This window comes from Haloferula luteola, from assembly GCF_014201715.1.
Taxonomy (GTDB): domain Bacteria; phylum Verrucomicrobiota; class Verrucomicrobiia; order Verrucomicrobiales; family Akkermansiaceae; genus Haloferula; species Haloferula luteola.
Window position 1 is genome coordinate 35,488 of record NZ_JACHFD010000003.1, and the last position, 25,075, is coordinate 60,562.

Here is a 25,075-nt window from a genome sequence, read left to right on the forward strand (position 1 = left end):
GGCCGAGCCGCAGGGCCCTCACTTCGGCTCGATGGCCCACCGCGCATAGACAGCGGGGCTCTCCACAAAACACTCCCCGATCAGAAGATCATCCGTCCACAACACGGAGGCCCCGGTATCGCTCCATTCTTGGAGATCGGTCGAAATCTCCATGCGGTAGTCGACGTCTTCCTTCAGCTCGGCGAGCGGCAACTCCAACCGGATAACTGAGTCGAACATCGACACCTCGGACGTCAAAACTCCAGGTTCCGAGGGATTCGTCGATAGGGCATATTCCAATCCGTCGCTCAGCCCGTCTCCATCGAGGTCTCCTTCAAATGCCCCTGAAGCCGTTGGGTAATCGGCGGCAATCCATTCACCAAATCCGCCGACAGCTTCCACAAAGGTGACCGAATGGCTGATCGGCGATGGATACTTGCGTCCACCCAGCTCCGTCCAAGGCACCAAGCCGCGCTGCATTCCCACCCACGGGGCTTCGCCAAGAGTCTCTTCATCGAGACGCACTGAGTCGGCATGGCTCGATGGCAGAAGGGTCGATTTCGCAGTCACCCAATCCGCATTCGAAATCGAAATATCGTCGATGAAACACCCGATTCGGTTGTCATTGCCCGTATAAATGCTCCCCGACGCATATCTCAACACGAAGCGGATCCACACCGACTCGCCTTCTTCCAGGTCGATATTCCGGGCGGAGAAATTGGCATCCACAGCATTGTTGCCGACCACGCTGTCCACCACGGTCCAATTCGACTGATCATGGGACACCTCGACATCGAGATACTCCCCAGATCCCATGTAGCCGCGCTTCAGGAAATACTTCAACTTGCTGCCGGACCCCGTGATGGTCTCCCGCAAAATAGAAAGAGTCTGAGAAGGAGGCAATCCACTGCCACTCGGCAAGGTGAGACGCATCCGAAACGAACGAGAACCCGATTTTTTGAAATTGGAAACCGAAAGCTCGTAGGTGTCATCCGTGCCATCTTCGATGAACTCCATCGTCCCATTCTCCGCGCCCTCCTCCCAATCCGCAGAGCTTGTCGTCAACACATCCACCCCTTGGGCATCAGCGGCCGGAATGGCCTGAAAATGATAGTTGGCACCCGTCAAAGGAGGCGTTGCCGTGCCCGTCAACGGTTGCTCCATCCCCAGCTCATCCGGATCGAAAACCGTCACCTCGTAGCTGTAACTCTCGGTCTCCCCAAGGATCTCAATGCCATCAACGTGGACCGTAAAGACCTGATCCGCATCGACATCGGTCTCCGCCCATTCCGAGGGAATCGACCAAACCAAAGTCGGGGCTCCTTGACCGAGAAGCTCTTGATCCGTGATGGTCGCCGCGATCTCCCCATCCGGCCCCGTCATCGTCACCGTCGCTTTTGAAAAGTCCGCGTTCGGATGACTGAGTGACCAAAGACGCGTCATCAATGCATCGGGAAAAAAGCCCGCCGAGGGCCAAGGCACATACTTCGGCTCGTAAGAAACCTGCTCGGAAGGACTCTGAATCACATACAGCACATTGGTGGGCAACAGCGTGTCGGTCCCATTTCCGGGAGTGTTGCCGGTGGCAAAGTCGGTGCTCCCCTGATTGAGCAACCACCGTCGGTGACCTGCCGTCGGATTTGAAATCACGCCCTTTTCCTCCTCCCGCAAATAGGCATCCACCGCATCCGGACCGTGATATCCAATAGCTAGATTGCTGCGATAGGCCGCATTCCAAGCCGCCAGAGTCCAACAGGAATAGGGCAAGGCCGGTGGCGGTTCGTGACTGATTTGCCCCGCCCACGAAAACATCACAGCCGCGATCTCTGCGGCTTCCTGCTTGGTGTCGCTTACGCTCGGCTTGTATGGATCTGTGGTGCCAATCACGACCGTGGACCCGGTATTCACCAAAGTGTCGGCATGCACTCCAGCCATGGCCCGGAAGAAATTGATGCGCCGTTCAATTTTCTCGATGTACGCCACCGAAACCGTTCCCGGACTGCAAATCGCGTAATTCCCGGTCCAGTCCATCACCTCATCAGCATCGCTGGAACTGGTGTAGTACCGGTTCCAAAACGCCATCACCGCAAGACGATCCTGGGTGTCGACCGACAGCTCCGTCGTTGGAATCTCCGCACCAAACGAAAGCTTCGCAGTGCTGCAAAACACCGTAAGAAGCATCCCCCACGACCATTGATTGAGAATTTGCTGCATTGAAATTCAATGACTTCTTAACCCACAATCCTCAGATCATTCAATCAGATTTATAGTTAATTGATTGTGAGAAGTATCGGAAGACAGATGCACCATACAGAGCCGCCGTTTCGCTGCGCAAAACCGTCGCTCCCAAGGTCACAGGAACCCACCCACTCCTCATGGCATCGTCCATTTCGTCGGCGGAAAAATCTCCTTCCGGACCTACGAGAAACGTCGCGCTTCGGATCGCACCGGCTTGTTCGAGCACCGAATGAAACGGACGAGGTTCCCCGAACAAAGCAGCCACACAACGCAAATCCCCACCGTCCATCGACACCCACTCGGAAAAGCGAACTGTGTCGTGAATCACCGGCAGACGACTGCGCCCACATTGCTTGCAGGCTTCTAGAGCAATCCGTCGCCACTTTTCAGGCTTGTCATCCCCCGGCTTCACGACGGCATGGCGAGTGGCGAGAGGCTGAATCTGATCGACGCCCAACTCCACCGCTTTCTGGATCAGCCACTCCATCCCTTTCCCCTTGATCACGGCCTGTGCGAGCGTGAGTGAAATCGCTGCCTCCGGCTCGATCGCAACCTCCCCGAGCTTCAAGCGGACTGCCTGCTTGGAAAGCGCCACGATCTCCGCTGGAGCCGAACGCCCTCGACCATCGAAGACATGAATCCGGTCTCCCACCTTGGCCCTCAGCACCCGAACACAGTGCACCGCCTCCTCGCCCGTCAGCTCGGGAGCCGCGTTCCATGCATCTGGGTCGAGGAAAAATCGGGCCATGCCGTTCCTAGCTGCCAAAGAACTTCTTCGCCTTTTCGAAGAAGGACTCCTGCATCGGAGAATTGTGCTCGCCAATCGACTCCGCGAACTCCCGCAGTTTGTCCTGCTGTTCTGAATTCAGCCGCGTCGGGACTTCCACGTGAACTTCGACATGCAGGTCGCCTTTGCGACCTCCGGAGAGCGCCGGCATCCCCCGTTCCCGCAGTCGGAACAAAGTGCCGCCCTGAGTTCCGGCAGGGATCTTGATCGACGCCCGACCTTCCAGCGTGGGCACTTCCAGCTCACCGCCCAAGGCCGCTTTGCTGAATGGCAATGGCATCCGGCAATAGAGATCGTTGCCATCGCGCTCGAAAACCTCGTGCGCCTTGACGTGCAGGAACACATAGAGATCGCCCGCAGTGCCTCCGCGCACCCCGGCATCGCCGTTTCCGGACGAACGCAAGCGCGTGCCATCATCCACCCCCGCAGGAATGCGAATCTTGATTCGGCTCGGCCGAGTCGTGCGACCTTCACCACCACAATCCGAGCAGGGATCGGAAATCGTTTCCCCGGTGCCCCGGCATTCCGGGCAGGTGGTCTGCTGGATAAAAATGCCTGCCTGCCGGGCGACCACACCGCGGCCACCGCAAGTCGAGCAAGGTCGGCTCCCTCCGCCACTGCGAGACCCCGTGGCATTGCAGGTGCCACAGGCCACATTGTGCTCGATCTCCAGCTCCTTCTCCGTCCCACGAGCTGCCTCTTCGAGGGAGATCTCCAAATCGTAGCGCAGATCACTACCGCGCTGCTTGCCGCTGCGCTGACGGCGGCCACCACCAAAGAATTCCTCGAATCCGCCGCCAAATGCCCCACCGAAAACCTGGGAGAACAAATCCATCGGATCGTGGAAGCCGCCAAAGCCGCCACCACCGTATCCACCCCCGCCTCCGGAGAAGGCCGCATGACCGTAACGGTCATAGGCGGCACGCTTGTCTGGATCACTCAGGACCTCGTAGGCCTGACCCAGCTCCTTGAATTTTTCCTCCGCTTTGGCGTCACCCGGATTTTTGTCCGGGTGGAACTTCACCGCCAACTTGCGATAGGACTTCTTGATTTCCTCGGGGGTCGCAGTTTTTGCCACTCCCAGGATCTCGTAAAAATCGCGATCAGCCATCTTCTTCAGCTTTCAGCAGATTCCGGAGCCTTGGCCACCACCACCGAAGCCGGGCGCAGCAAACGATCACGCAGCAAATAACCCCGACGCGTCACACGCAGCACGGTGCCCTCCTCCACCTCGCTGGACTCTTCTTGAGAGACCGCGTCGTGCAGATTCGGATCAAACGGCTTGCCGGCCGCCTCAATCACCGTGGCTCCGCAATTTCCGAGGAAATCATCGAGTTGCTTGCGCACCATCGACATTCCGATGAACACCATCGAGCCCTTCTCCTGCTCGGCCGCTTGCATGCCCATTTCGAAATTATCAAGAATGGGCAGCAACTCCTCGAGCAGCGACTGATTGGCATAACGCACCGACTCTTCCCGTTCCCGGGCGGCGCGCTTGCGGAAATTCTCCAAATCGGCGGCTCCACGCATGGCAAGATCCTTCCATTTCAAGATGTCCTGCTCCAACGCAGCCACCGTATCGAGTTCATCGGCTTCTTGGGCGGCCGCGGCAGCTTCCGCTGCGGCATCGGTCTCCGCGGGATCAAAAGGTTCTTCGACGGCTTCCTGAGATTCGTCACGTTGCATGGCCGCTACCTGTCACGCTCCGCCCATCCCGTCAACCCCCTCCGGACTCGATCAACGTCGTTCCAACACCAGAAGCGTGATATCATCCATCTGTGGACCTCCCCCAGCAAAGGCTTCCACCTCCCTCCGGATCGCCGTCATCACGGCTTCCGCCCCAAAGGGCGCCGCCGAGAGGAAGGTATCCTCAAGCCGTTTCATGCCGAATTCCTGCTCGTTGGCATCGACGGCTTCCTTCACCCCATCGGTATAAAAAAGCAGGCAATCCCCGGACTCCATTTCGAAGTCCATCGGCCGCGTCACCCTCTCGAAGGCAGGACCATCGTCCACACCAATCGCCAATCCCGGCGGACGGATCTTCTCCACCTTGCGGGTGGCGCATCGATAGCAAAGTGCTGTCTCGTGCCCGGCACGAACCAACTGCATTCGCGATCCATCCGGGGAAATCACCCCGTAAAACAGACTGATGAACATGTCCTCCCGCATGTCAGAGAACAGCTGCCGATTGACGATGGCCAGCACCTCTCCGGGATCACTGCTGCTATCCGCCTCCGCACGCAGCACGCTGCGGCACATCGCCATCATGATTCCTGCCGCGACCCCTTTCCCCGATACGTCGGCAATCACCACGCCATGACTGCCATCTGCCAGCTGCAAGTGGTCATAGTAATCGCCGCTGATGATTCGCGCAGGGAGATTCGTGCCCGCCACCCGATATCCGGGAATGATCGGATCTCCTTGCGGAAGGAGAATACGCTGCACCTCACTGGCGCTTCGGAGATCACTCTCGATCATCCGCTTCTCCGCTGCCTCCCGGTAAAGAAGGGCATTCCCCAAGGCAAAGGCTGATTGCTCAGCCGCCGACCGAAACACCGAAAAATCGTTGGGACTGAACTCGGGATCGTCCTCACCTCGAGCCACCGCCAACACGCCAAGGTCTTTTCCGCTGTGACGCAGCGGTGCAATCAACGCGGCAACCTCGCCACCTCCAAAGCCGTGAAACGCATCCCGGAATGCTTCGTGACTCTTCAAATCTTCGACCTGCGTCGCCTGCCCCGCCTGCAAAACATTGCCCAAGACGCCCTGCGAAATGGATTCCTGAGCCAACCGCACATGGCTCTCCATCACCCGCGGATCCTTCTCTGCCCGCTTGATCACTTCGGGCGGCACCCCCACCAGCGGAGGGCAATTCTCGGAAATATGTTTCGGCTGAAGAAACTCCCCCGTGTCATCAAGCAGGTAAACAGCTCCGCCACGGGAGTTCACGACCCGCGTCACCCCCTCGACAATCACCCGATACAATCCGAGCTGTCCGGATTCCCTGCCGATCGCCTCACCCAGATCATGGAGGTAATCGAACATCCGCGCCTCTTCATCTTCGAAGGCACGAAGCTGATCCCGTTTTCGCTTCAGGCGTCGCCGCAATCGTCCGATCAACAGCAGGCAGATGACCAGCGTGATCCCGAGTGCGATGAAGCCGTGGGAATGGTTCATCATTTCGGATCCGCCTGGGAGTCCGGCGGCACCTGCTTCTTCAGCACGTCGAGGACGTTTCTGAAGCGCTCGGCATTCGCCTGACTGGTCGATGCGAGATCGCGGTGAGCGTCGAAGACGTGACGCGCACGCTCACCCATCGCCTGGGCAGCCTTGGGGGCATAGGGTTTCAGTGAAGAGCGAATCTCGTCGACCTTACCTCGCCAGCCAGCGCCGAGAGGCTCGATTTCCAGCAGATGGTCCAAGCCCAAATCTTCCAGTGACTGGCGATTCTTGGCACCTGGGGTGGCAATCTGAACGCCCCCTCCCGTCCTCCGCAAGCGGGTCGAAAGCCCGGCCAAGGTGCCCATGAAAGTAGAGTCCATGCCGGTGCAGGCTTCGAGATCGATGACGAAGTGCTTCTGACCGTCCTTCTCCGCCGACTGCGCGCAATCCTTGAGCGCTGGGCTTTGAAGGAACGATCCCTTGCCTTCGCATCGAATCCACGTGAACCCGTCGAAGGTTCCCCAGAGAATGGCGTTTTGCTCGTTCACGTATTCCTTTGTCTCGCGTCTGCGAAACACGTGGCAACCTACGCCTGCAATGGGCTGCCGGTCAACCATCCATCGGCCTACCACAACCCGGTTTTGCCCGTATACAGGATGAAAATCCCCATCAGGCCGTTGGCAACCGCGTGCATGATCACGCAAGCTCCCAAGTTTTTGCTCCAAACCGTGAGCAGATACGTCAGGGAACCGTAAATGATCGCCCCACTGTAATCGACCGGTGCATGGGCCAATACGAAACCGGCCGTCACCACGCCAAATGCCAGCCAGGAATGCCTGCCAAAGGGCTGCTTCCAATACGGGCCGTTCCAATCGGAAACCAACCGCATCAGAAACGACCGCCAGAAAATCTCTTCGACCAACGCCACCACCACCACCGCGCGCAGAAAACGAAACGCCAGCGATAGAAACCACGCCGGACTGTGCACCGCGAAATAATCCCCGGGGTCGAAGCCGCCTTTGCGATCTTCGACTCCCAAACCTGTCCACCATCCCTCGCCCTGCGGCTGCCAGTGATCCCAAATCACCGTCGGCAATAGCCAGAACCCAATCCCGACCGCGCCGAAAATCGCGCCGATCAGGGACCATCGCAGGTTCCAATGGAATTCGTAGCTTCGCCACCAACGACCGAGAAGCACGAGGCAGGCCACCGACTGGATCGGATAGATCCATTGTTCCGGAGACTTCCTCCACCACGGGGCGCTGGGAAGATCACTGGCGAAGAAACTCCCCGCCAGTTGCAGCACCAATAGGAATCCCATGAACACCGCGAACGGAATCACCTGCCGGCGAATCCATCGGTCCGGCTGGTTCCAACGTAGCGGCTCTGCAGGACTCTCAGGGGTGGCCATCATCGATCAAAGTCGGCCCACAAAAGCCTGCATTTTGTCCATCGCCACCTGCAAATCTTCAAAGGCCGTCGCATAGCAGCATCGCAGGAAACCTTCGCCGCTCGCACCAAATGCGCTGCCCGGCACCGCCGCCACGCCTTCCTCCTCCAGCAATCGCATGGCGAATTCCTTGCTGCTCAGCCCGGTCTCTCGGATGTCCGGGAAAACATAGAATGCCCCGCCCGGCGAATGGCAACTCAGGCCCATCTCATTGAGCCGCTTGACGAGGAAATCCCGGCGCAACCGGTAGCTCTCACGCATTTCCGCGACGGCTGGGAGACCATTTTCCAACGCCTCGAGAGCCGCCACCTGACTGGTGATCGGCGCGCATAGCATCGAATACTGGTGAATCTTCATCATCGCCTCCACCACCGGCTGCGGTGCGCATGCGTAACCCAAACGGAATCCCGTCATCGCAAAGGCCTTCGAAAAACCATGCAGCAAGACGGTGCGCTCGCGCATCCCGGGCAATGAGGCAATCGAAACGTGAGGCTCACTCAAATCGTAACGCAACTCCGAGTAAATCTCATCGGTCAGCACCATCAAATCGTGCTCAATGCACAATTTCGCGATCCCTTCGAGGTCCTCACGGGTCGCCGTGGCACCTGTCGGATTCGTCGGGAAATTCAACATCAGCACCCGACTCTTGGGCGTGATCGCCGCGGCCAAAGCCTCTGGCTTCAACGAAAATCCATCCCGCTTGCGAGTCTCCACGGCCACCGCCTCGCCATACGCCATCACGATGCTCGGCGAATAGGAAACGTAGCAGGGCTCGTGGAAAATGACCTCATCGCCCGGATTCAACAAAGCCCGCAGCGCCAAGTCGATGGCCTCCGAGACCCCCACCGTCACGAGAACCTCACTGACGTCGTAGGACACACCGAAAAAATCCTGCACATACCCGCTGATCGACTTCCGCAGGGACGGCAATCCTAGGTTGGAGGTGTAGCTGGTCTGACCTTTCTCCAACGAATAGATGGCGGCCTCGCGAATGTTCCAAGGAGTGACAAAATCCGGTTCGCCCACACCGAGGGAGATGATCCCCTCACGGCCTTGGACGAGTTCAAAGAAATCGCGGATGCCCGACCGCGGAACGGACGCAACTTGTCGGGCAATCTTTTGGGTGTAGTCCATGGTACAAGCCCGACCTATCCGGGCGCGGCCTTTCTAGTGGGATACCTCATTCCTGCAATCCTCAATCCTTGGAATGCAGAAAGTCGCGAATCTGTTTGGCCACCTCCCCCGGGGCCTCTTCCGGTGGCACATGCCCCACCCCTTCGAGTTTCTTGACCGGAACCTCCCCAGCCATCGATTTCACCGCCTCAAGCGGAATGATCCGGTCCGCACTCCCACTCAGGATCATCACCGGCTGGGAAATCGATTCGATCCCCACCCGCGACGTCTCAAGATCCACCAAAGAGGCCCCAAAACCGCGATAGGCATCGTGCAACCCTTCCACCAAGAGCTCACTGCGATAGGCAAAGAACGTCTCATCATCCAACAGATCCGGATCTGCATACGCTCTCTCAAACATCAAGCGTAGCCGCGAAGGATCCTCCAGCCACCAGCGAAATACCGGATAGCCCGCCTCACGAATCCACGCCGACTTAAGCAGACCGTGCGACCCCGCCCCCATCTGCAGCGCCGGACTGATCAACACCACCTTGCGCACCTTCTCGGGAAACGTTGCCGCGAACCTCAATGCCAGATCCGCTCCGTAAGAATGACCAACCAGATCCACCATTCCTCCATCCCATTGTTCCAGAAACCCTCCCAACATCGCCACTTGCCCATCCGGAAAATAGGCATCTGCTGATCGCGGACGCTCACTCCATCCAAAGCCACTCAAATCTGGGGCCCATACCCGGCCTTCCCTGGCAAGGAGTGGCCCAAGCCGGCGAAAGACCCGGCTCGATTGCCCAAACCCATGGATCAGCAAGACCGGCTGCCCCCCCTTTCCCCACTCCAAGTAATGCACTTGCTGGTCACCGACCTTCACCCATTCCCGCTCAGGCAAACTTTGCCGCACTTCTCGGAAGGGAACCAGAGGACAGCACCCGGACCACCCGAACCCCATCAGCAGCCATCCCGCTTTCAACGCCCCTCCTTTCATCGACTCATTCCTTGGCTGGTGTTTCCCCGCCTGCAAGGATTTGTCAAATTCCGGGGAATCCCCCGCTAGACCCAGCCTCCAACCCACCGTAGAAGCCCCGCAACATGATTCGCTGGTTCGCACGCAACGATATCGCGTCCAATTTCCTCATGATCGCCATCCTGGTTCTCGGGGGATGGACCGTCATGAACCGCGTGCCGTTGGAAGTACAACCCAGCATGCACTTCAACGAAGTCTTCGTTCACGTCAACTACCGCGGTGGCTCGCCTGAGGACGTCGAGCGCAATGTCATCGTGCCCATCGAGCTCGCACTCGAAGGCATGCCCGGCGTCAAACAAGTCACCTCCAGCGCCCGCGCCAACTTCGGTGAGGTCAAGGTGCTCGCTCAGGACCACGTCGACTCCCTTGAACTCCAGGACGAAGTGCAGCTCCGCGTGGATGGCATCGTCACCCTCCCTCAGGAAATCGATCCCCCCCGGGTTTTCGTGCCCGACACCTCCAAATGGATGGATGTGATCAAAGTCGCCATCACCGGCGACATGGACGTCAACGACCTCATCAAAGCAGCCCGTCGGGTGCGTGACGACCTCCAGGAACTGCCCGGGATTTCTCAAGCCGCCATTCAGGGAGAGACTCGACAGGAAATCTCCATCGAGGCCGACCTCGCCCGGCTCCGGGATTTTGACCTCGGCTTCACCGACCTCGCCGATGCCATCCGTCGCTCGTCCATTGACCAACCCGCCGGCCGCATTCAGACCGACGAGGGCGCCATGATCATCCGCTCCCGCGGACAGGCATTCACCAAGGAAGAATTCGAAAACATCGTCGTCTCAAACCATCGGGGTGCCAATGTCCGCGTCAAAGAAGTCGCCCACGTGACCGACGGCTTCGAAGAAGGCGGCAAAATCATGCGCTTCAATGGGCGCCCCGCCCTGCTGGTCGAAGTTCTCCGCCTGAACGAGGAAAATGCCCTCGATATCGCCGACAAGGTCAAAACCTACGTGGCGACTCAGGAAAGCCGCTTCCCCCAAGGCATCGAACTCTACATTTGGGACGACAGCTCCATCGAACTCCGCGGACGCTTGGGCACCCTCTTCAGCAGCATGCTGCAAGGAGGCCTCCTTGTTCTGGTGGTGCTCGGTTTGTTCCTGCGTCCACGACTCGCCATCTGGGTCGTCGCTGGCATTCCGGTCGCCTTCGCCGGGGGGCTCCTGATGATGCCCTACTTTGGCATGACACTCAACTCGATGAGCATCTTTGGCTTCATCATCGTCATTGGCCTCGTGGTCGATGATGCCATTGTCACCGCTGAAAACGTTTACACCAAGCTTCGCAACGGAGAGGACCCGATCACCGCCGCCGTCGATGGCGCCAAAGAGGTCGCCGTGCCCGTCACCTTTGGGGCTCTCACGACCGTCGTCGCATTCCTGCCTCTCCTGGGTTTCGAAGGCTTTTACGGCAATTACACCAAACAAATCCCTCCCGTCGTCGCCGCGGTCCTTCTGTTTTCGCTCATTGAGTCGAAGCTCGCCCTTCCCAGCCACCTCAAGCACATCCCGGTTGGCCGCACCCGCCTCGGCCCCTTTGCCCGCTTTCAGAAAAGCATTGCCGACGGCCTCGAAACTTTCATCGAACGCTTCTATCGGCCGTCTCTCGAATCGGCTACCCGCCACCGCTACACCACCATTGCCGTCTTCCTTGCCATTGCCATGTGCTCCTTTGGCCTCGTGAAAAGCGGCCGACTGGGTTTCGTCAACATGCCTGCCATGGATCGCAACCGCATCACGGCTCGCATCCAAATGCCACGCGATACTCCGATCGAGACCACCGACAAGCGAGTGAACCGGATCGTGAGTGCCGTCGAAATCCTACGCAAAGAGTTCGTCGATCCCGGCAACGGCCAGTCGCTCATCGGCGACGTCCTGACCAGCGCCGGGGGCCATCCTGGTCGCCCTTGGGCTGATCCTCGAGAAGGCTTCGTCATGCTCTCCGTCACCGATCCCGGTGATCGCACCGAACCCGGCCCGAAGAACAGCGACATCGCCAAACGCTGGCTCGAACTCGTCGGGGACATCCCCGATGCCCAGTCGTTTTGGATTTCAGGCGACCGCGGCGGTGGCGGCAGCAGCGATGAAATGGAGGAAATGCGCATCGAACTCCGTGGTCCCGAAGGCGAACTGAAAGCTGACCTCGCCGACCAAATTGTCGAAGAGTTAGAAGCCTACGAAGGCATTGCCGATGCCTGGAGCGATCAAGGACGCGTGCGTCCCGAAATCCACGTGACGATCAAACCAGAAGGCGCCTCCCTCGGGCTCTCCCAACGCGACATCGGCGGGCAGATCCGCTCCGCCTTTTTCGGTGACGAAGCCCAGCGAATCCAACGCGGCCGCGATGACATTCGCGTCATGGTTCGCCTGCCCCAGAAACAACGCGAGTCGCTTCATACCTTTGAAGACCTCCGCATTCGCACTCCCGATGGAGGCAATGCTCCTCTCAAATCCATCGCGACGGTCTCCTTGGAGAACGCCAAGTCCGACATCTATCGCGTCGATGGCGCCCAAGTCACCGGGATTGGCGCCAAGCCCCTCGACGAAACCATCGATCTCATCGCCATTGCTCGGGACATCGGTCCCCGTCTGGACGCCATTCTTAATCACCACTCCGAATACTCCTGGCGTTTCACCGGATACATTCAGGAGCACGAGGAAACCGGTCACCGCATTTGGATTGCGGGCATTGGGCTCTTTCTCGCCCTCTACGCCCTGCTGGCCGTGCCCTTCAAATCGTTGATCCAGCCCTTCGTGGTGCTCCTCGCCGTGCCCTTTGGCATCATCGGAGCCCTCGCCGGGCACCTCATTCTCGGACTCACCCCCTCCTATCTCTCCGTCTTCGGCATGCTCGCTCTTGCCGGGGTGGTCGTGAATGATTCCTTGGTCATGGTCGACTTTGCCAACCAACGGCGGCGCGCTGGTGATCGCAGCCTTCAAGCCGTCACTGATGCAGGGAGCCGCCGCTTTCGGCCCATTCTACTGACCTCTCTGACCACCTTTGTCGGCCTCCTTCCGCTCATGCTGGATCCATCGCTGCAGGCCCAGTTCCTGATTCCCATGGCGGTGTCGCTTGGCTTTGGGATTCTCTTCGCCACCTTCATCACCCTCTACCTGATTCCCTCAGGCTATTTGGTCGCCGAAGACATCGTGCGCGGAACCCAAAAAGCCTGGGCTTGGTATCGGAAACCATTTCAGCGCGAACCGGAAGAGCCAGCGGAAGCACCGGCCCCTCCCGCGTCCTGAACCCACCGCATCAAAGCGGAAGCTTTTCCTGCTCTCCGAGGTGGCGGGGTCGGGTTCCTAAAATGCGCACATCGAGCCACATTTTCACCCGCGCACCGACCTCCCTCCATCGGGTCTTCCACCCCCCTTGGCCCTTCACATCCCGGGCATTAAAACCGACGGCTTCCAACCCCTGGGCCCTCGCCAGATAGAGCGCTCGCTCATTTTGAAAGCGCTGTGTGATGAAGGTGACTTCCTTCACCCCAAACACCTCCTTCGCTCGCACCACCGAGTCCAAAGTACGCAACCCGGCGTAGTCGCACACAATTTTATCGGCTGGCACCCCAGCCGCCACCAAGGCCCGCATCATTCGCAGCGGCTCATTGTAGTGCTTGGTCCGATTATCTCCGGATACAATCACGCAGCTCAACTTTCCCGCCTTCCAAAGCTCCGCGGCGGCATCGATCCGGTAGCGAAAGTAGAGATTCTCCCGCCCCTCAATCCGATCGTCACAGCCAAACACCAATCCCACCCGACCCGTCGGCACCTCCTCAACCCGGTCGAAAACCCGTCCCGAGGCCGCAAAGACGGCCGCCAAATTCATCCATCCCACCGCGAGTACAAATCCCAGCACCAGGGTCGCGACGAGAAGCAGCAGCCGTTTCCACCACGGTTTGCCATGAGCGCCTCCTCTTTTCTTCACGTTTCAGGCACACCCACGGTTTTTCGCAGCGACCCCAGGAAGTGTTTCATCGCTTCCTCCCACCGGGTACCAATTGGCTTCTTCGGAGCCAACACCCGAAGGCGTTCGGGTTGATCATCGCCGAACACCACCCGCTTGGTTCTACCCACCAGCTCGCCATCCACCTCCAGTGGCACCTCGCGCTCGCTTTCGACCACGCAAGACTCCGTCTGCAAATACACCACCGTTGACTCGTCGAACGCCACCCCACGAGAGGCGATGCCACGTAGCGAATCGAGCACCAATCGATATCCCGCCTCTTTGAAAACCAGAACATCCAACTTGCTGTCCTGATTGTCAGCCAAATGGAACAACCGGATTTGGCCGCCATACAATGAGCCGTTGCCCGCAAGCACCGCAATGCCCTCCGTCTGCAAGCCCTCCGCTGTCGTCACCCGCATCACCGGCGGGTCCTCACCCAAAACTTTGACCGCCGAGAGCAGATACGCCAACGGACCCAGTACCTTTTTGCTCTCCCAGGTGGTCTCCTCAATCACCGCCGCATCAAAACCCACTCCCGCCATTTGCACGAAAGGCGTACCATTCGCCTCAAAGAGATCCACCTCTCGGACATTTCCTTCAAGAATCACCTCAAAAGCCCGATCCAAGTTGTCATACGGAATCCCCAGCTCCCGGGCAAAAACGTTCATCGTCCCGGTGGGCAACACCCCCAATGCCGTTTGGGTTCCCGCCAAGCCCTTCACCACCGCATTGAGGGTTCCATCACCGCCCGCCGCAATCACCATCGGTTCTCCCTCGGCGGCAAACCTGGACGCCAAGGCATGGGCTTCCTCCGCAGATCGGGTCGCGTAAAGCGCCAAGCCTGCCGCATTGTCCATCAAGAACTCCAACGCCCGGCGGCCCCGTTGACTGCGCGCCTTGGGATTGAAAAGAACCGGATATCGAGGCGGGAGGATCACGCCCCCAATCAAATCACGTGACCAACGCGCCGCAAGCCTTCAACCGCTGGATCAACTCCTCCATCGGCAATCCCATCACATTGTCGAAATCGCCGTCGATGCCCTCAACCAAGCGCTCCCCATGCTCCTGAATCCCGTAGGCCCCTGCCTTATCAAGCGGATGGACCCGCTCAAAATACTCCGAAATCGCCTCATCATCGAGAACATGGAACCGCACCTTGGTCGCCACCACAAAAGTTTCCCCCTTCCCATCGGCCGATCTCAAACACACTCCGGTTCTCACCTCATGAGCCCGCCCCGATAGCTTCTGCAACATCGCCCGCGCCTCCTCAAGATCACGTGGCTTCCCCAATACCTCGCCACCCACCTGCACCAAAGTGTCCGCGGCAATGATCCATTCCCCGGGCCCCACCTCAACACCCGCCGCTTTGATCTCCGCATTGGCCTGACAAAGCTCATCCCAAGGACGAGCCCCCGGTGGCAGTTCCTCGGCCGCCGAGGGTCTCACCACAAACTCCAAACCCTCACGAGCCATCAACTCCTTCCGCCGCGGCGATCCCGATGCCAAAACCAATGTCATGCCCCTTCCCTAGCCATTCCTCCGATCCTGCCAAGACCATCGTCCTTCCGCGCGACGGCCCTCAACACCTCAGCAACTATCGCAAAGGAGTTGCGTTTCAACCCACCCATGTTATGGGCCCCGGGTGATCCGAACCATGCTGCTCCTCATGCTCAGTGTCCTGGGTGCCTCCGCGAATCTGAAAATCGCGGTGCTTCACCCCCTGCTCGGTGATCTCGCGCAGCAAGTCGGAGGCGATCGAGTCACGGTGACCGATCTCCTAGGGCCGAATGGCGATCCTCACCACTTTGAGCCCACACCCGCCCAACTTCGGCAGGCCGGATCACTGGACCTTGTCCTCGCCTGTGGTGTCGGCCTCGAGGCGGATCTTCCGACCCTACGCAGTCTTCTCCCCCCGGCGACCCCGCTATTCGAAGTCGGCTCCACCCTTCCCACCATTGAGGGAAGCTGCGCGGATCCCAGCCACGATCACTCGACCCATCAACACGGCAAAGACCCCCACTGGTGGCACTCCGTCGAACAAGTTCGCCGCGCCGTCACGTCCCTCGAAACCGAATTCACCCGGCTCGACCCCGACGGCCAAAAAACTTATCACGACCGCGCTCTCGCTTACCGCCAAACTCTCGACGCTCTCGATCGCTGGGTTCGCCGGGAAGTCGCCCGCATTCCTCGCGACCGCCGAATCCTCGCGACCTCCCACGCCGCCTTCGGCTATTTCTGCCACGAGCACGAGTTTCAACAAGTCGCCGTCCAAGGATTGACCCGAGAGCAAATGCCCGACGCCCAGACCCTGGCCAAAACCTTCTCCCAGCTTCGCAGTCAACACGTCCGCGTCATTTTCCCGGAAAAAGGAAATAACCCGGCGACCTTGCAAGCCCTCGTCCAAGATGGCGGACTTCAGCTGGGCCCTGCACTCGATGCCGATGGCACCCACTCCGCCAGCTTCGAGGCGATGATGCGTTCCAACGTCGCGGCCATTCGTCAGACTCTCACGACGGCCCCTCACTGATCACGATTCCTCGAGGCTCACATTTTCTACGGAGTTCACACGCGGACGCTCCCCGTCGGTAAGCAGGATCTCCAGAACGTCGTATCTCCATGGGAAATCGCGGCGACCCAGCAATCGCAACCACTCATTGGCGCCACGGCGGATCAGTCGGCGCTTGTCTCGATTCACCGCATCCAGAGGCCGGCCGAAGCCCTCACGGGTCCGGGTCTTCACCTCGACAAACAGCAACAAGGCTCCTTGCCGGGCGACGATGTCGACCTCTCCTCCGCCCGGTGCGCGAAAATTGCAGGCGAGAACTTTTGCCCCCTGAGCTCTTATCCATGCCTTCGCCACCCGCTCTCCAAGGCGACCCACCTCCGCAGGTGTCAGAGACTCACCCCTGCTCGTCTTCAAACAGCAGGGAGCATTGAGCAACCGGCTGAAACGAGTGACGATGAATGCGACAAGGCCCATGGCGTTGAAGAGCTTCGAGGTGCGCCTTCGTACCATAACCCATATGACGCTCAAAGCCGTATTGCGGAAACTCCCGAGCCCACTCAAGCATCATTCGATCTCTGGACACCTTGGCCACGATGCTCGCAGCCGCGATCGAAAGCGACCGTCCGTCACCTTTCACCACGCCTTGATGATCGACCGGAAAACCTGCGACGGGCAAACCATCGATCAGGCAATGCTCCACATCGGCGCCCAAAAGCCGCACCGCCTCCGCCATCGCACGATGCGTGGCCCTTAGAATGTTGATGCGGTCGATTTCCTCGGACTCCACCGAAGCCATCGCCCAGCGGACCGAAGGGTCTTCCGTCAAAACCGTGAAAAGCAGCTCACGACGTTTGGCAGAAAGCTTTTTGGAGTCATTCAAGCCTGCACACTGGAAACCTTCTGGTAGCACCGCCGCCGCCGCCACCACCGGGCCCGCCAAAGGACCGCGGCCGGCTTCATCGACCCCCGCAATCACCTTGAATCCACGGTCGCGGCAGGCGGCTTCGAAGCTCAGATCAGGCATTCCTGATTCAGAACGAACGCATGCGGTCGGTCAATGTCTGGGAAGAGAGATCCTTGGTCGCAAAAATCTGGGTCACGTAGACCATCCCGTCATCGGCCACGTAGACCCCCATCCCGGCGCAATCCCACTTCTGACGGAGGTTGTAGAGGTGCTTCTTCGATTGCACCCAAGCTTGGGTAATCTCACCAGCAACGTCGCCACCCGCTTTGCCGCCTGCGACGTTCTCCGCTAAGGAAAGCATGCCATAGCCCCTCTGCGCCATCAGCACCCGCTCCTCGAAGCCGACGTGGCTGATGTTCTCCGAACCCAGCGTGAATTTGCCCCGGTTTCTCGCCATGAACTCGCAATGAGCTTGGGCGAGGCGATCCAACCCAGGGTGACTCGGCAACGCCGATCGCCCGATCGAACCGCGAAACCGATTCACCGACGATTCCAACTGGGACTTCAGGCCACTCGAACCTTTCGACTCGACCGGATGCTGCGACATCGCCACTCGGGTCGTATCGAGACTCTGAGCGCATGAAGCAAGGAACAGGAGCCCTCCGGCTCCCACGACTTGAAACAGATGTTTCGGGAACATGCAGGTAGTGGTGTGGGACGAAAAGGAACCGGGAGGGAACGATTCCCTTCGGATCCCAACTCAACAATCGCAATTCGTCAGGACAAAAGTCACATCAGGGGGTTACGAAATCACGTGCCTCGTGAAATTACGGTGCCACGTAAGATTCCCCATCGGTTTGAAGCAGGCCTCAGGCCATCCATTCGCCGCGCCCGTCCCTCGATCGGTAGTTCCCGACCTCCGACTCATCGCGGCTTTCAGCAGGGTCATGGCTTCACGGACTCTGAAGACTCAGATCCGAAAAGTGGGATCTCAGGAAGTCACCCGCGATGCGATGCACGGAGGCCCGAATATCGACGCTCTGGAAGCCCTCTGCCCCACGGATGACGGCGTTTTCACAAGTGGATTTTCCGCTTCATTCCCTCCTTGGGGCTCGGCTAACTCCATCACCCCTGGCCGTCTTATCATGAAACTCGCCTACGAGGGGCTCATGCGATTCCATGACATTTCTGGCAGAAACCAACCCTCATCCGATACCTCCGCACAGAACCGAGGGACTTCCTATATCGACCCTCGGGTTTTCGCCGCAGGCGACCCTGGGCCAAATGGCCGAAAACGAACCGGTCCGTTCCCATGCGCCCTCCGGGGTGCAGCACCTTTCGGAATCACGCAACGGATCGGTGGCCATCCTCAGTCAATGCATCCCCATTCGAAGCGGTATCCCTTCCCCCTGAGGGTAACGATGTACTGTCGGTGGGAGGTATTCGTTTCGATCTTTTGGCGTAGCCATGAGATGTGCACATCGACCGTCCGCTCCGTGATGTGGGGTTGGTCCGCCCACACTTGCGAGAGGATCGATTCCCTGGACAAAGTGGAACCTGCATTCTTGACGAGAAGCTGGAGCAGCTCCGATTCCTTCGTGGTGAGATGGATCGACTCGCCATTCCGATAGACCTTCGATTGGGTGAAATCTGCGATGGTGTCGCCAAACTGAATGGAGGATCCTTCCCCCAAGTAGGACTTTCTTAGCCGGCGAAGGAGGGCATGGACGCGGGCGACCAGTTCGTCGGGATCGAAGGGTTTTACCATATAGTCGTCCGCCCCACTTTGAAGGCCTCTGACGCGGTCATGAACGACCCCACGGGCGGTCAACATCAGGATCCCACCTCCGAATCCTTCTTTCCGAACTTCATGGCAGATTTCGAAACCCGACTTGCCTGGGAGCATCAGATCGAGAATGAGCAAATCAAACGGCTCGGACCGAGCACGACGGAATCCTGCCTCGCCGTGAGCCGAAGACTCCACTTCATGGCCTTCGGAGCGTAGAAGATCCCCGACCACTTCGGCAATGGCGGATTCGTCTTCGATCAGCAGGATCTTGGCTGTCATGGGCAGTGGGGAGCGAGCGGCAGTCGGAGAGTGAATACCGATTCGCGGCTGTCGCTGGAAACGGAAATCGTTCCGTCGTGAGCTTCCATGATTTCCTTCACCAATGCGAGTCCAAGTCCGCTGCCTCGGATCTGGGCATCGCGAGCGGCGGAGCCTCGGAAGAACGGAGTGAAGATCTCCTTTTGCTCCTCAGCCGGGATGCCCATTCCCCGGTTCGAGATCTGGACGATGGCTTGTTCACCATCGCAGAAAACATGGATTCCGATCCATCGATCGCTCCCACCATATTTCGCAGCATTCGAGATGAGGTTTTGCACCGCTCTTATCAAGGCAGCTTCGTCCGCCATGACCTGGACGGGGTCACCCGCCATGTGAACATCGATCTGCAAGCCGGTGGTTTCAGGCGCTGTATTTGCCAAAGCGGTTTCGACGACGCGCTGGAGGGGCAGAAGAGTTGGTTTTGATCCGTGGCCTCTCTGTTTTGTGGTGGAATAATCGAGCACCTGCTGGACCATGCCATCGAGCTGCTCCGCATGTTGGAGGATCATCCCAGCGTAACGGTGAATGGCCTCCGGCTCTCGCACAATCCCCCGTTTCAAGTTGTGCGCCGCTCCGCGAATCACCGTGATCGGCGTCCGAAGTTCGTGAGAAACCCCGGCGACGAAGTCCACCTGAGCTTCGGCCAGTCGACGAGACTTGCGCGTCTGTCGAACCAGGGCGAGGCCCGCCGCAAAGATCAAAGCGTTGACACCCATCGCGAGCGTCAGATTCCTTCGCTTGGAAGCGGCAGCGATCGTTTCCAGTGCTCCTGCCTCGCGATGTGTGACCAATGTCCACAGCGGGTTCTGCGGTCGGCCAGTCCGATCGTCTGGGCTCTGACCTTGGAAATGGAAAGACATCTGGATCGGGTTTTCCCGGGCATCTCGCGGTCCCATTTCGAAGATCGGGAGTGCGTTCCGCCGGTTTCGAGAGATCACCTCGATCCGATAGGGGAAGCTCCCTCCTTGATCGAAATGCTTCTGGGCAAGTTGAGGCAGCCAGCGGTTGCGCAAATCGTCGCGGTCGATTTCAAGGATGAACCAACCGGCTTCGGCCGGACCGCTGGCTCGCGAGCTACCGGCCCCCGTGCCATGTCCGCCACGGATGGGGAACTCAAGGAGCAATCCCTCCGGATCCGCGAAAGGAGGAGACCCGCCACGGGATTTCCTCAGAAGATTCGATTCGAGAGCCGCCCAGCGATCGGGCCACGCTTGCGGCTGCTGAGCCCCGGTAACAAGATCGATTCCCTTCAACTCCAACGATGCCCCTGATGGGCGGGCGATTGCCATCCGGGAAAACCGTAAGGGTGAGTGTTGTTGGTTCCACTCCCGCACCCGACGGGCGAAGTCCTCTTCGCCGATCTCTCGTGAATTCCCAGGGACCAAGGCCTCACAATGGAGACGCAATTCGCTGTCAAATTCACTGCAAAATCCACGGGCGGCAACCTCTTGGCGATCTTTCAGACTTTCCAGCTCCGCCGTCGACAGTTCCGCTGTCCACCGAAACTGCAGCACCGTGAGCGCCAGGCAGAACACCGCCAACAACATCAGGAATCCGTGATCGATCCATGCAGGAGGGCGTCTTCGGTTCACATCCCGAGAATAGGCGCCAAACTGGCACGGGCAATTCCTCAGCAACTTTCTTAATATTCCTTAACATGACAGAATCGCTGGGGGCCGCGATGATCGCCAGCGATGACCCCAAACCCTCACTCCCCTCGATTCCATCGCCGTTGCATCCGGTTCCATCGATTTCCTTCGGCGCTGCTTTTCGCATCCTTCCTTGGCTGCACCGGTTCCACCCTCGCCACCACGACCTCCGAAAACACCGATGCCGTGGTGTCGGCCGCCAATGCGTTTCTCGCTACTCTCACCACGACGCAGAAAACCGCGATCGATTCGACATCGAATGTCACCAATGGTGGCACCAATTCCTCCTGCCTCTACAACTCCACTTTGGCGAATGTTGAGAACTGGTCGAACATCCCGGTGGCTGCGTCGACGCGCAATGGCCTGCAATTCTCCGCTCTCACGACTCTCCAACTCAACGCCGCCCTCGCCGTGGCCGATGCCGCGCTGAGCGACTCAGGAACGACACTTCTGGAGGAAATTCGACTGGCCGACCAATACATCAGTGGTGAAGTGACCAACTCGAAAGGCTCCACCTCTGGGATGTGGGGGTACGAGAAGTACTACATCGCCTTTGTCGGCACTCCCTCGACTTCCAGCGCGTGGACGCTGCAGCTTGGCGGCCATCACCTCGCCTACAACATCACCTACAACGGAAGCTATACCTCCTGTTCGCCGATGTTCTTTGGCACCGAGCCAAACAGCTGGACCTACAACGGATCCACTCACGCTCCCTTGGGGACCCTGAGAACCCTCATCACTTCCCTGCGCCCCACCCTTACCTCCTCCGCTCTGCTCAGCGGCACTTACTCCGATGTGGTGTTCGGTCCGAACGGAACCGGATCCCACGATACGAACCAACCGAAATCTTACCCCACCAGTGGGCGCGGACAGCTCTACTCCTCCCTCAATTCGACCCAGCAGGGGTTGGTGATCGACTACATCACTGATGTGATCGGCAATCATGCCGGTCCCCGTGCAGATGAACTCCTGGCGATCTATTTGAGCGACGAAGCCCTGGCGGAAACCTACATCGGCTATTCCGGATCCTCTTCGACCTTTTCCACTTCAAGCAGCTACTTCCGGGTGGATGGGCCGCGATTGTGGATCGAGTTCATCGTCCAAGGCGGGGTGTGGGACATGTCCGGCATCCACGATCACGCGATCTATCGGGACAAGCTGGGCGACTACGGCGCCGCCTATGGTTCCACGACCGTTTCCACTACGCTCCAGCCGCCCTCGATCAGCACGCAACCTGCCAGCCAAAGTGCGAGCAGTGGAGATTCTGTCACGCTTTCAGTGACCGCCGCGTCGTCGGGGACGGGTACTTCCACCTTGTCATACCAGTGGTTCAAGGATGGAGAAGCCATCTCGAACGCCCTCTCCTCCACTTACACCATCAGCTCCATCGATGCGGAGGATGCCGGCGACTATTCAGTATGGGTCATCAGCACAGGCGGGCTTGCCGAGAGTTCGGCGGCCACTTTGACCGTCGCCGACAGCCCGGAAATCACCACCACCTCTCCACTAGCCAGTGGAATCGTGGGAGCGTCCTATTCGGAAACGCTCACCGCCAGCGGTGGCACTTCGCCCTACACTTGGAGTCTTGCATCGGGCAGCCTGCCTGATGGCCTTGCCCTTTCTTCGGCAGGCGAAATCTCCGGCACCCCAACTGCGGCGGGAGTCTACGAATTCACCTCAGAGGTGACCGATAGTCTTTCGGCCACGGCTTCCACTTCGTTCTCCTTGGAAATCCTAGAGCCGTTTGACGTGTTTCTTTCCGAATACTCGGTAGGAGACGCGAGTGACGATGACGACAACGACGGAGTCAGCAATCTGCTGGAATTCCTGCTGGGCGGAGACCCGACCACGGCGGATTCCTCGATCCTTCCAGTGGGGGTGTACGAAAGCGATGCTTCGTCATTTGTCGCCACCTTCAATATCACGGTGCCGACGGGATCGGTCACCTGGGAGAGCCAATACAGCATGGATCTCGAAACCTGGACCACCGCCGAGGACGGCACCGATGGAGTGACGGTGGACACAGCCGACCCGCTGGATGGACAAAGCGCCGTCACGGTGACCATCCCATCATCGGAGGACGCGCTCTTCTTTCGGATTCACGCGACCGCTCCCTGATCGGAAATGAAGACCATCTTGCTTCTCTTGCTGGCACTCGTCGGCATGGCCTGCGGTCACAACATGCCGGGGTCCTCCGTGGCCCTTGATTTCCAGCCGAACTCGGTGAATGCGGAGCTAATTCTCCCACTTCAGGAGCTGGAACTGGCCTTCAAACGACCGTTGCTCAAGGAGCCCAAGTCCGCATTCACGCTCCACGAGGCAGAGCTGCACTCCTACCTTGTCGAGCACGTCCGCCCGGTATCTTCCGATGGTCGTGATTGGAATGTGGAAGTGATGGAAATGCATCTTCAGCTCGACACAGAGCCCTTCGATTTAGTCGCGACACTTCACCTGACTCCGCCACCGGGAGAAAGTGCGAGACACTTCCGTTTCCACTACTCTGTGATCAACCATGAGGTGATGTCTCACTTCGCCACCGTCACGGTGAGATCGGATTGGAACCAGTCGGTGTTTTCCGACCACCCCGAGCCGCTCGGCATGCTCCAATATACCGTCACCTATCTCGATGTTGATCGCAGCCAGGGCTCGTGGTTGCAGGGGTGCCGCACGGTTTTCCGACACGGCATGCACCACATCTCAGAAGGAACTGACCACCTGTTGTTTCTCCTCGTGTTGTTGCTGCCTGCACCGTTGCTGGCCACAGGAAAACGATGGCGTGGCCATCGAGGAACGAAACCGACGATTGCCGGCCTCCTCAAGATCATCACCGCGTTCACCTTGGGCCATTCCCTAACGCTGATCGTCGCCGGCCTCGGGTGGGTAAACCTTCCGTCGCAGCCGGTTGAAGTTCTGATCGCGCTTTCGATTCTCGTGTCCGCCGTGCATGCCGTGCGGCCTTTGTTCGCAGGCCGAGAGGCCTGGGTCGCGGCAGGTTTCGGTCTGGTGCACGGTCTTGCCTTCGCGAGCACCTTGGAAATCTATGGATTCTCCCGGGGTTACCTGCTGCTCACGATCGTGGCGTTCAATTTAGGCATCGAGGCGATGCAATTGATGGTGGTGGCCTGCGTGATCCCATGGATCGTCATCCTTGGCCGGACGAAAGCCTATACCTGGCTTCGGCAATCCGCCGCGTTCTTTGCTGCTGCGGCAGCCATCGGATGGATCGGCGATCGCAGCTTCGGATGGGGAAACCCCATCGAGCCAGTGGTCGCCTCCGTCTCTTCCCACGCTGGCTGGATCGTCGCGGCACTGGCGTTGGCAGCCATCACCGTGTTGCTTCGAAGCGGCCCCACCCAAAGAGCGGCGGCAACCGACTGAATCCTCTTCTATCCATCCCGTCGCTGGGGTGTTTGAAGAGACGGCAAGAAAAGTCGTGATTCCACCTCGGGGCGGCGCGTCACAAGCTCGATCTGCTGAGGTGCTTTTTTCTTAAATCCGATAGCGATGGCTACGGTGCCGAAGCATCGGGCTTGATGCCCAATGGATCCGTCAACTCACGGATATGAGGCGGAATTTGGCTGGTGATCCAACTCTTTCCCTCCGGCGCGTCGGGCGAGTCCTGCCGGGTAATCCGATACACGAGAGAACCGTCCGATTGGCTTTCATATCGAATGGAATACGCTCCTGAAACCTCATGTCCCCACTTTCCGAAAGCTTCGTCTGCGCGGCTGCACGTCAGGAATGCCGCTGCCCTTTCAGATCCGAGAGTGTCCTCGGCATCCTGATAGAATTGCCGGCGGATGGCATCGCCGTCGAACGGATCGACACCGAACCAAAGCCGATCTTCCCTCTGCTCCGACCGGAGCCCTTCATGCTGACGAACAAGGACGCGATCTTTTACTTTCGCCCAGCTCCGTTCCAGCCGAGCTTTCTCAGATTCCGTCATTCCTAGCGCCTCCGCCACGGGATCGCCGTCGGAGAAAAGGACCCTGCGTTGTTCGAGCACGGGTTGGGTGATTCGCGTCAGGCTGACAATCACAGCGGGGTCCAGACCGATCATCGGACGGACGGGATCAACAGTCGTATGATTGGCTTGAGGTCTTGCTGTGAGCTTGGAGGCCAGGATCGGCGCCTCCTCGTGATCGTGAGTCTCCTGATGATTTCGAGACATCGTCAGTCTCGTC

The 25,075-nt window shown here is 58.9% G+C and carries 22 protein-coding genes; 4 read left to right on the forward strand and 18 right to left on the reverse strand.

The features are described 5' to 3' along the window. Positions 1 to 18 precede the first annotated feature (18 nt). The 9 genes from HNR46_RS03610 to HNR46_RS03650 form a co-directional block, all read right to left on the reverse strand. Complete coding sequence (locus HNR46_RS03610; protein ID WP_184015883.1) at positions 19 to 2,193, reverse strand: thrombospondin type 3 repeat-containing protein; 2,175 nt, start codon at positions 2,191 to 2,193, stop codon at positions 19 to 21. 40 nt (positions 2,194 to 2,233) lie between these two features. After that, on the reverse strand, positions 2,234 to 2,965 hold the full coding sequence (locus tag HNR46_RS03615; RefSeq protein ID WP_184015884.1) for an RsmE family RNA methyltransferase: 732 nt from the start codon (positions 2,963 to 2,965) through the stop codon (positions 2,234 to 2,236). Between the two features lie 7 nt (positions 2,966 to 2,972). After that, a complete protein-coding gene (gene dnaJ / locus HNR46_RS03620) occupies positions 2,973 to 4,115 on the reverse strand; it encodes a molecular chaperone DnaJ (RefSeq protein WP_184015885.1) in 1,143 nt (380 codons plus the stop codon). Between the two features lie 5 nt (positions 4,116 to 4,120). Further along, positions 4,121 to 4,690 carry a nucleotide exchange factor GrpE gene (grpE, locus tag HNR46_RS03625; protein ID WP_184015886.1) on the reverse strand — a complete coding sequence of 190 codons (570 nt, stop codon included), beginning with the start codon at positions 4,688 to 4,690 and terminating at the stop codon, positions 4,121 to 4,123. Between the two features lie 51 nt (positions 4,691 to 4,741). After that, complete coding sequence (locus HNR46_RS03630; RefSeq protein ID WP_184015887.1) at positions 4,742 to 6,184, reverse strand: PP2C family protein-serine/threonine phosphatase; 1,443 nt, start codon at positions 6,182 to 6,184, stop codon at positions 4,742 to 4,744. Next, a complete protein-coding gene (locus tag HNR46_RS03635) occupies positions 6,181 to 6,744 on the reverse strand; it encodes an STAS domain-containing protein (RefSeq protein ID WP_184015888.1) in 564 nt (187 codons plus the stop codon). The genes HNR46_RS03630 and HNR46_RS03635 overlap by 4 nt, the downstream gene beginning before the upstream one ends. Before the next feature lie 47 nt (positions 6,745 to 6,791). Beyond that, positions 6,792 to 7,580: a CAAX prenyl protease-related protein gene (locus tag HNR46_RS03640; RefSeq protein WP_184015890.1), complete on the reverse strand. Its 789-nt coding sequence runs from the start codon at positions 7,578 to 7,580 to the stop codon at positions 6,792 to 6,794. Between the two features lie 3 nt (positions 7,581 to 7,583). Beyond that, entirely contained in the window at positions 7,584 to 8,750 is a 1,167-nt protein-coding gene (locus tag HNR46_RS03645) for a pyridoxal phosphate-dependent aminotransferase (RefSeq protein ID WP_184015892.1), read from the reverse strand. Positions 8,751 to 8,811: 61 nt separating this feature from the next. After that, positions 8,812 to 9,615, reverse strand: a complete 804-nt coding sequence (locus tag HNR46_RS03650) for an alpha/beta fold hydrolase (RefSeq protein WP_221284997.1) — start codon at positions 9,613 to 9,615, stop codon at positions 8,812 to 8,814. 218 nt (positions 9,616 to 9,833) lie between these two features. Between HNR46_RS03650 and HNR46_RS03655 the strand changes: the two genes are divergently transcribed. After that, complete coding sequence (locus HNR46_RS03655; RefSeq protein WP_184015896.1) at positions 9,834 to 13,022, forward strand: efflux RND transporter permease subunit; 3,189 nt, start codon at positions 9,834 to 9,836, stop codon at positions 13,020 to 13,022. Positions 13,023 to 13,032: 10 nt separating this feature from the next. Here the strand turns inward: HNR46_RS03655 and HNR46_RS03660 are convergent, their stop codons facing one another. Genes HNR46_RS03660 through HNR46_RS03670 form a run of 3 tightly spaced genes read right to left on the reverse strand, consistent with a single transcriptional unit; the run spans position 13,033 to position 15,243 of the window. Then, on the reverse strand, positions 13,033 to 13,704 hold the full coding sequence (locus HNR46_RS03660; RefSeq protein WP_184015898.1) for an ElyC/SanA/YdcF family protein: 672 nt from the start codon (positions 13,702 to 13,704) through the stop codon (positions 13,033 to 13,035). After that, positions 13,701 to 14,663 carry a YegS/Rv2252/BmrU family lipid kinase gene (locus tag HNR46_RS03665; RefSeq protein ID WP_184015900.1) on the reverse strand — a complete coding sequence of 321 codons (963 nt, stop codon included), beginning with the start codon at positions 14,661 to 14,663 and terminating at the stop codon, positions 13,701 to 13,703. Before HNR46_RS03665 ends, HNR46_RS03660 begins: the two co-directional genes overlap by 4 nt. Before the next feature lie 13 nt (positions 14,664 to 14,676). Next, positions 14,677 to 15,243, reverse strand: a complete 567-nt coding sequence (locus tag HNR46_RS03670; protein ID WP_184015902.1) for a Maf family protein — start codon at positions 15,241 to 15,243, stop codon at positions 14,677 to 14,679. A 148-nt stretch (positions 15,244 to 15,391) separates the two neighbouring features. Between HNR46_RS03670 and HNR46_RS03675 the strand changes: the two genes are divergently transcribed. Further along, a complete protein-coding gene (locus HNR46_RS03675) occupies positions 15,392 to 16,252 on the forward strand; it encodes a metal ABC transporter substrate-binding protein (protein WP_184015904.1) in 861 nt (286 codons plus the stop codon). Here the strand turns inward: HNR46_RS03675 and HNR46_RS03680 are convergent, their stop codons facing one another. From HNR46_RS03680 to HNR46_RS21325, 5 genes are all read right to left on the reverse strand, one after another. Continuing rightward, the gene (locus tag HNR46_RS03680) at positions 16,253 to 16,645 is read right to left on the reverse strand and encodes a YraN family protein (protein WP_184015905.1); all 393 of its coding nucleotides are present in this window, start codon (positions 16,643 to 16,645) and stop codon (positions 16,253 to 16,255) included. Continuing rightward, the gene (locus HNR46_RS03685; RefSeq protein ID WP_184015907.1) at positions 16,626 to 17,255 is read right to left on the reverse strand and encodes a ribonuclease HII; all 630 of its coding nucleotides are present in this window, start codon (positions 17,253 to 17,255) and stop codon (positions 16,626 to 16,628) included. Before HNR46_RS03685 ends, HNR46_RS03680 begins: the two co-directional genes overlap by 20 nt. A gap of 7 nt (positions 17,256 to 17,262) precedes the next feature. Beyond that, entirely contained in the window at positions 17,263 to 17,835 is a 573-nt protein-coding gene (locus tag HNR46_RS03690; RefSeq protein ID WP_184015909.1) for a CAP domain-containing protein, read from the reverse strand. 669 nt (positions 17,836 to 18,504) lie between these two features. Continuing rightward, on the reverse strand, positions 18,505 to 19,203 hold the full coding sequence (locus HNR46_RS03695) for a response regulator transcription factor (protein WP_184015911.1): 699 nt from the start codon (positions 19,201 to 19,203) through the stop codon (positions 18,505 to 18,507). Then, the gene (locus HNR46_RS21325) at positions 19,200 to 20,834 is read right to left on the reverse strand and encodes an ATP-binding protein (RefSeq protein WP_184015913.1); all 1,635 of its coding nucleotides are present in this window, start codon (positions 20,832 to 20,834) and stop codon (positions 19,200 to 19,202) included. Before HNR46_RS21325 ends, HNR46_RS03695 begins: the two co-directional genes overlap by 4 nt. A 102-nt stretch (positions 20,835 to 20,936) precedes the next feature. On the opposite strand from HNR46_RS21325, the gene HNR46_RS03705 reads away from it, so the two are divergent. Together HNR46_RS03705 and HNR46_RS03710 are read left to right on the forward strand one after the other, a co-directional pair. Continuing rightward, positions 20,937 to 23,009 (forward strand): DUF3500 domain-containing protein, encoded by a 2,073-nt coding sequence (locus HNR46_RS03705; protein WP_184015915.1) that lies wholly within the window; start codon positions 20,937 to 20,939, stop codon positions 23,007 to 23,009. Positions 23,010 to 23,015: 6 nt separating this feature from the next. After that, positions 23,016 to 24,269 carry a HupE/UreJ family protein gene (locus HNR46_RS03710; protein ID WP_184015917.1) on the forward strand — a complete coding sequence of 418 codons (1,254 nt, stop codon included), beginning with the start codon at positions 23,016 to 23,018 and terminating at the stop codon, positions 24,267 to 24,269. Positions 24,270 to 24,399: 130 nt separating this feature from the next. On the opposite strand, the gene HNR46_RS03715 is transcribed toward HNR46_RS03710, so the two are convergent. After that, the gene (locus HNR46_RS03715) at positions 24,400 to 25,062 is read right to left on the reverse strand and encodes a hypothetical protein (RefSeq protein ID WP_184015919.1); all 663 of its coding nucleotides are present in this window, start codon (positions 25,060 to 25,062) and stop codon (positions 24,400 to 24,402) included. Between the last annotated feature and the right edge of the window lie 13 nt (positions 25,063 to 25,075).

What these genes read in the sequence shown, in the direction of transcription:
- HNR46_RS03610 (WP_184015883.1), bottom strand. Translation starts at nt 2,193, where the DNA reads ATGCAGCAAATTCTCAATCAATGGTCGTGGGGGATGCTTCTTACGGTG.
- HNR46_RS03615 (WP_184015884.1), bottom strand. Translation starts at nt 2,965, where the DNA reads ATGGCCCGATTTTTCCTCGACCCAGATGCATGGAACGCGGCTCCCGAG.
- dnaJ (WP_184015885.1), bottom strand. Translation starts at nt 4,115, where the DNA reads ATGGCTGATCGCGATTTTTACGAGATCCTGGGAGTGGCAAAAACTGCG.
- grpE (WP_184015886.1), bottom strand. Translation starts at nt 4,690, where the DNA reads ATGCAACGTGACGAATCTCAGGAAGCCGTCGAAGAACCTTTTGATCCC.
- HNR46_RS03630 (WP_184015887.1), bottom strand. Translation starts at nt 6,184, where the DNA reads ATGATGAACCATTCCCACGGCTTCATCGCACTCGGGATCACGCTGGTC.
- HNR46_RS03640 (WP_184015890.1), bottom strand. Translation starts at nt 7,580, where the DNA reads ATGATGGCCACCCCTGAGAGTCCTGCAGAGCCGCTACGTTGGAACCAG.
- HNR46_RS03645 (WP_184015892.1), bottom strand. Translation starts at nt 8,750, where the DNA reads ATGGACTACACCCAAAAGATTGCCCGACAAGTTGCGTCCGTTCCGCGG.
- HNR46_RS03655 (WP_184015896.1), top strand. Translation starts at nt 9,834, where the DNA reads ATGATTCGCTGGTTCGCACGCAACGATATCGCGTCCAATTTCCTCATG.
- HNR46_RS03670 (WP_184015902.1), bottom strand. Translation starts at nt 15,243, where the DNA reads ATGACATTGGTTTTGGCATCGGGATCGCCGCGGCGGAAGGAGTTGATG.
- HNR46_RS03675 (WP_184015904.1), top strand. Translation starts at nt 15,392, where the DNA reads ATGCTCAGTGTCCTGGGTGCCTCCGCGAATCTGAAAATCGCGGTGCTT.
- HNR46_RS03685 (WP_184015907.1), bottom strand. Translation starts at nt 17,255, where the DNA reads ATGCCTGATCTGAGCTTCGAAGCCGCCTGCCGCGACCGTGGATTCAAG.
- HNR46_RS03690 (WP_184015909.1), bottom strand. Translation starts at nt 17,835, where the DNA reads ATGTTCCCGAAACATCTGTTTCAAGTCGTGGGAGCCGGAGGGCTCCTG.
- HNR46_RS03695 (WP_184015911.1), bottom strand. Translation starts at nt 19,203, where the DNA reads ATGACAGCCAAGATCCTGCTGATCGAAGACGAATCCGCCATTGCCGAA.
- HNR46_RS03705 (WP_184015915.1), top strand. Translation starts at nt 20,937, where the DNA reads ATGACCCCAAACCCTCACTCCCCTCGATTCCATCGCCGTTGCATCCGG.
- HNR46_RS03710 (WP_184015917.1), top strand. Translation starts at nt 23,016, where the DNA reads ATGAAGACCATCTTGCTTCTCTTGCTGGCACTCGTCGGCATGGCCTGC.
- HNR46_RS03715 (WP_184015919.1), bottom strand. Translation starts at nt 25,062, where the DNA reads ATGTCTCGAAATCATCAGGAGACTCACGATCACGAGGAGGCGCCGATC.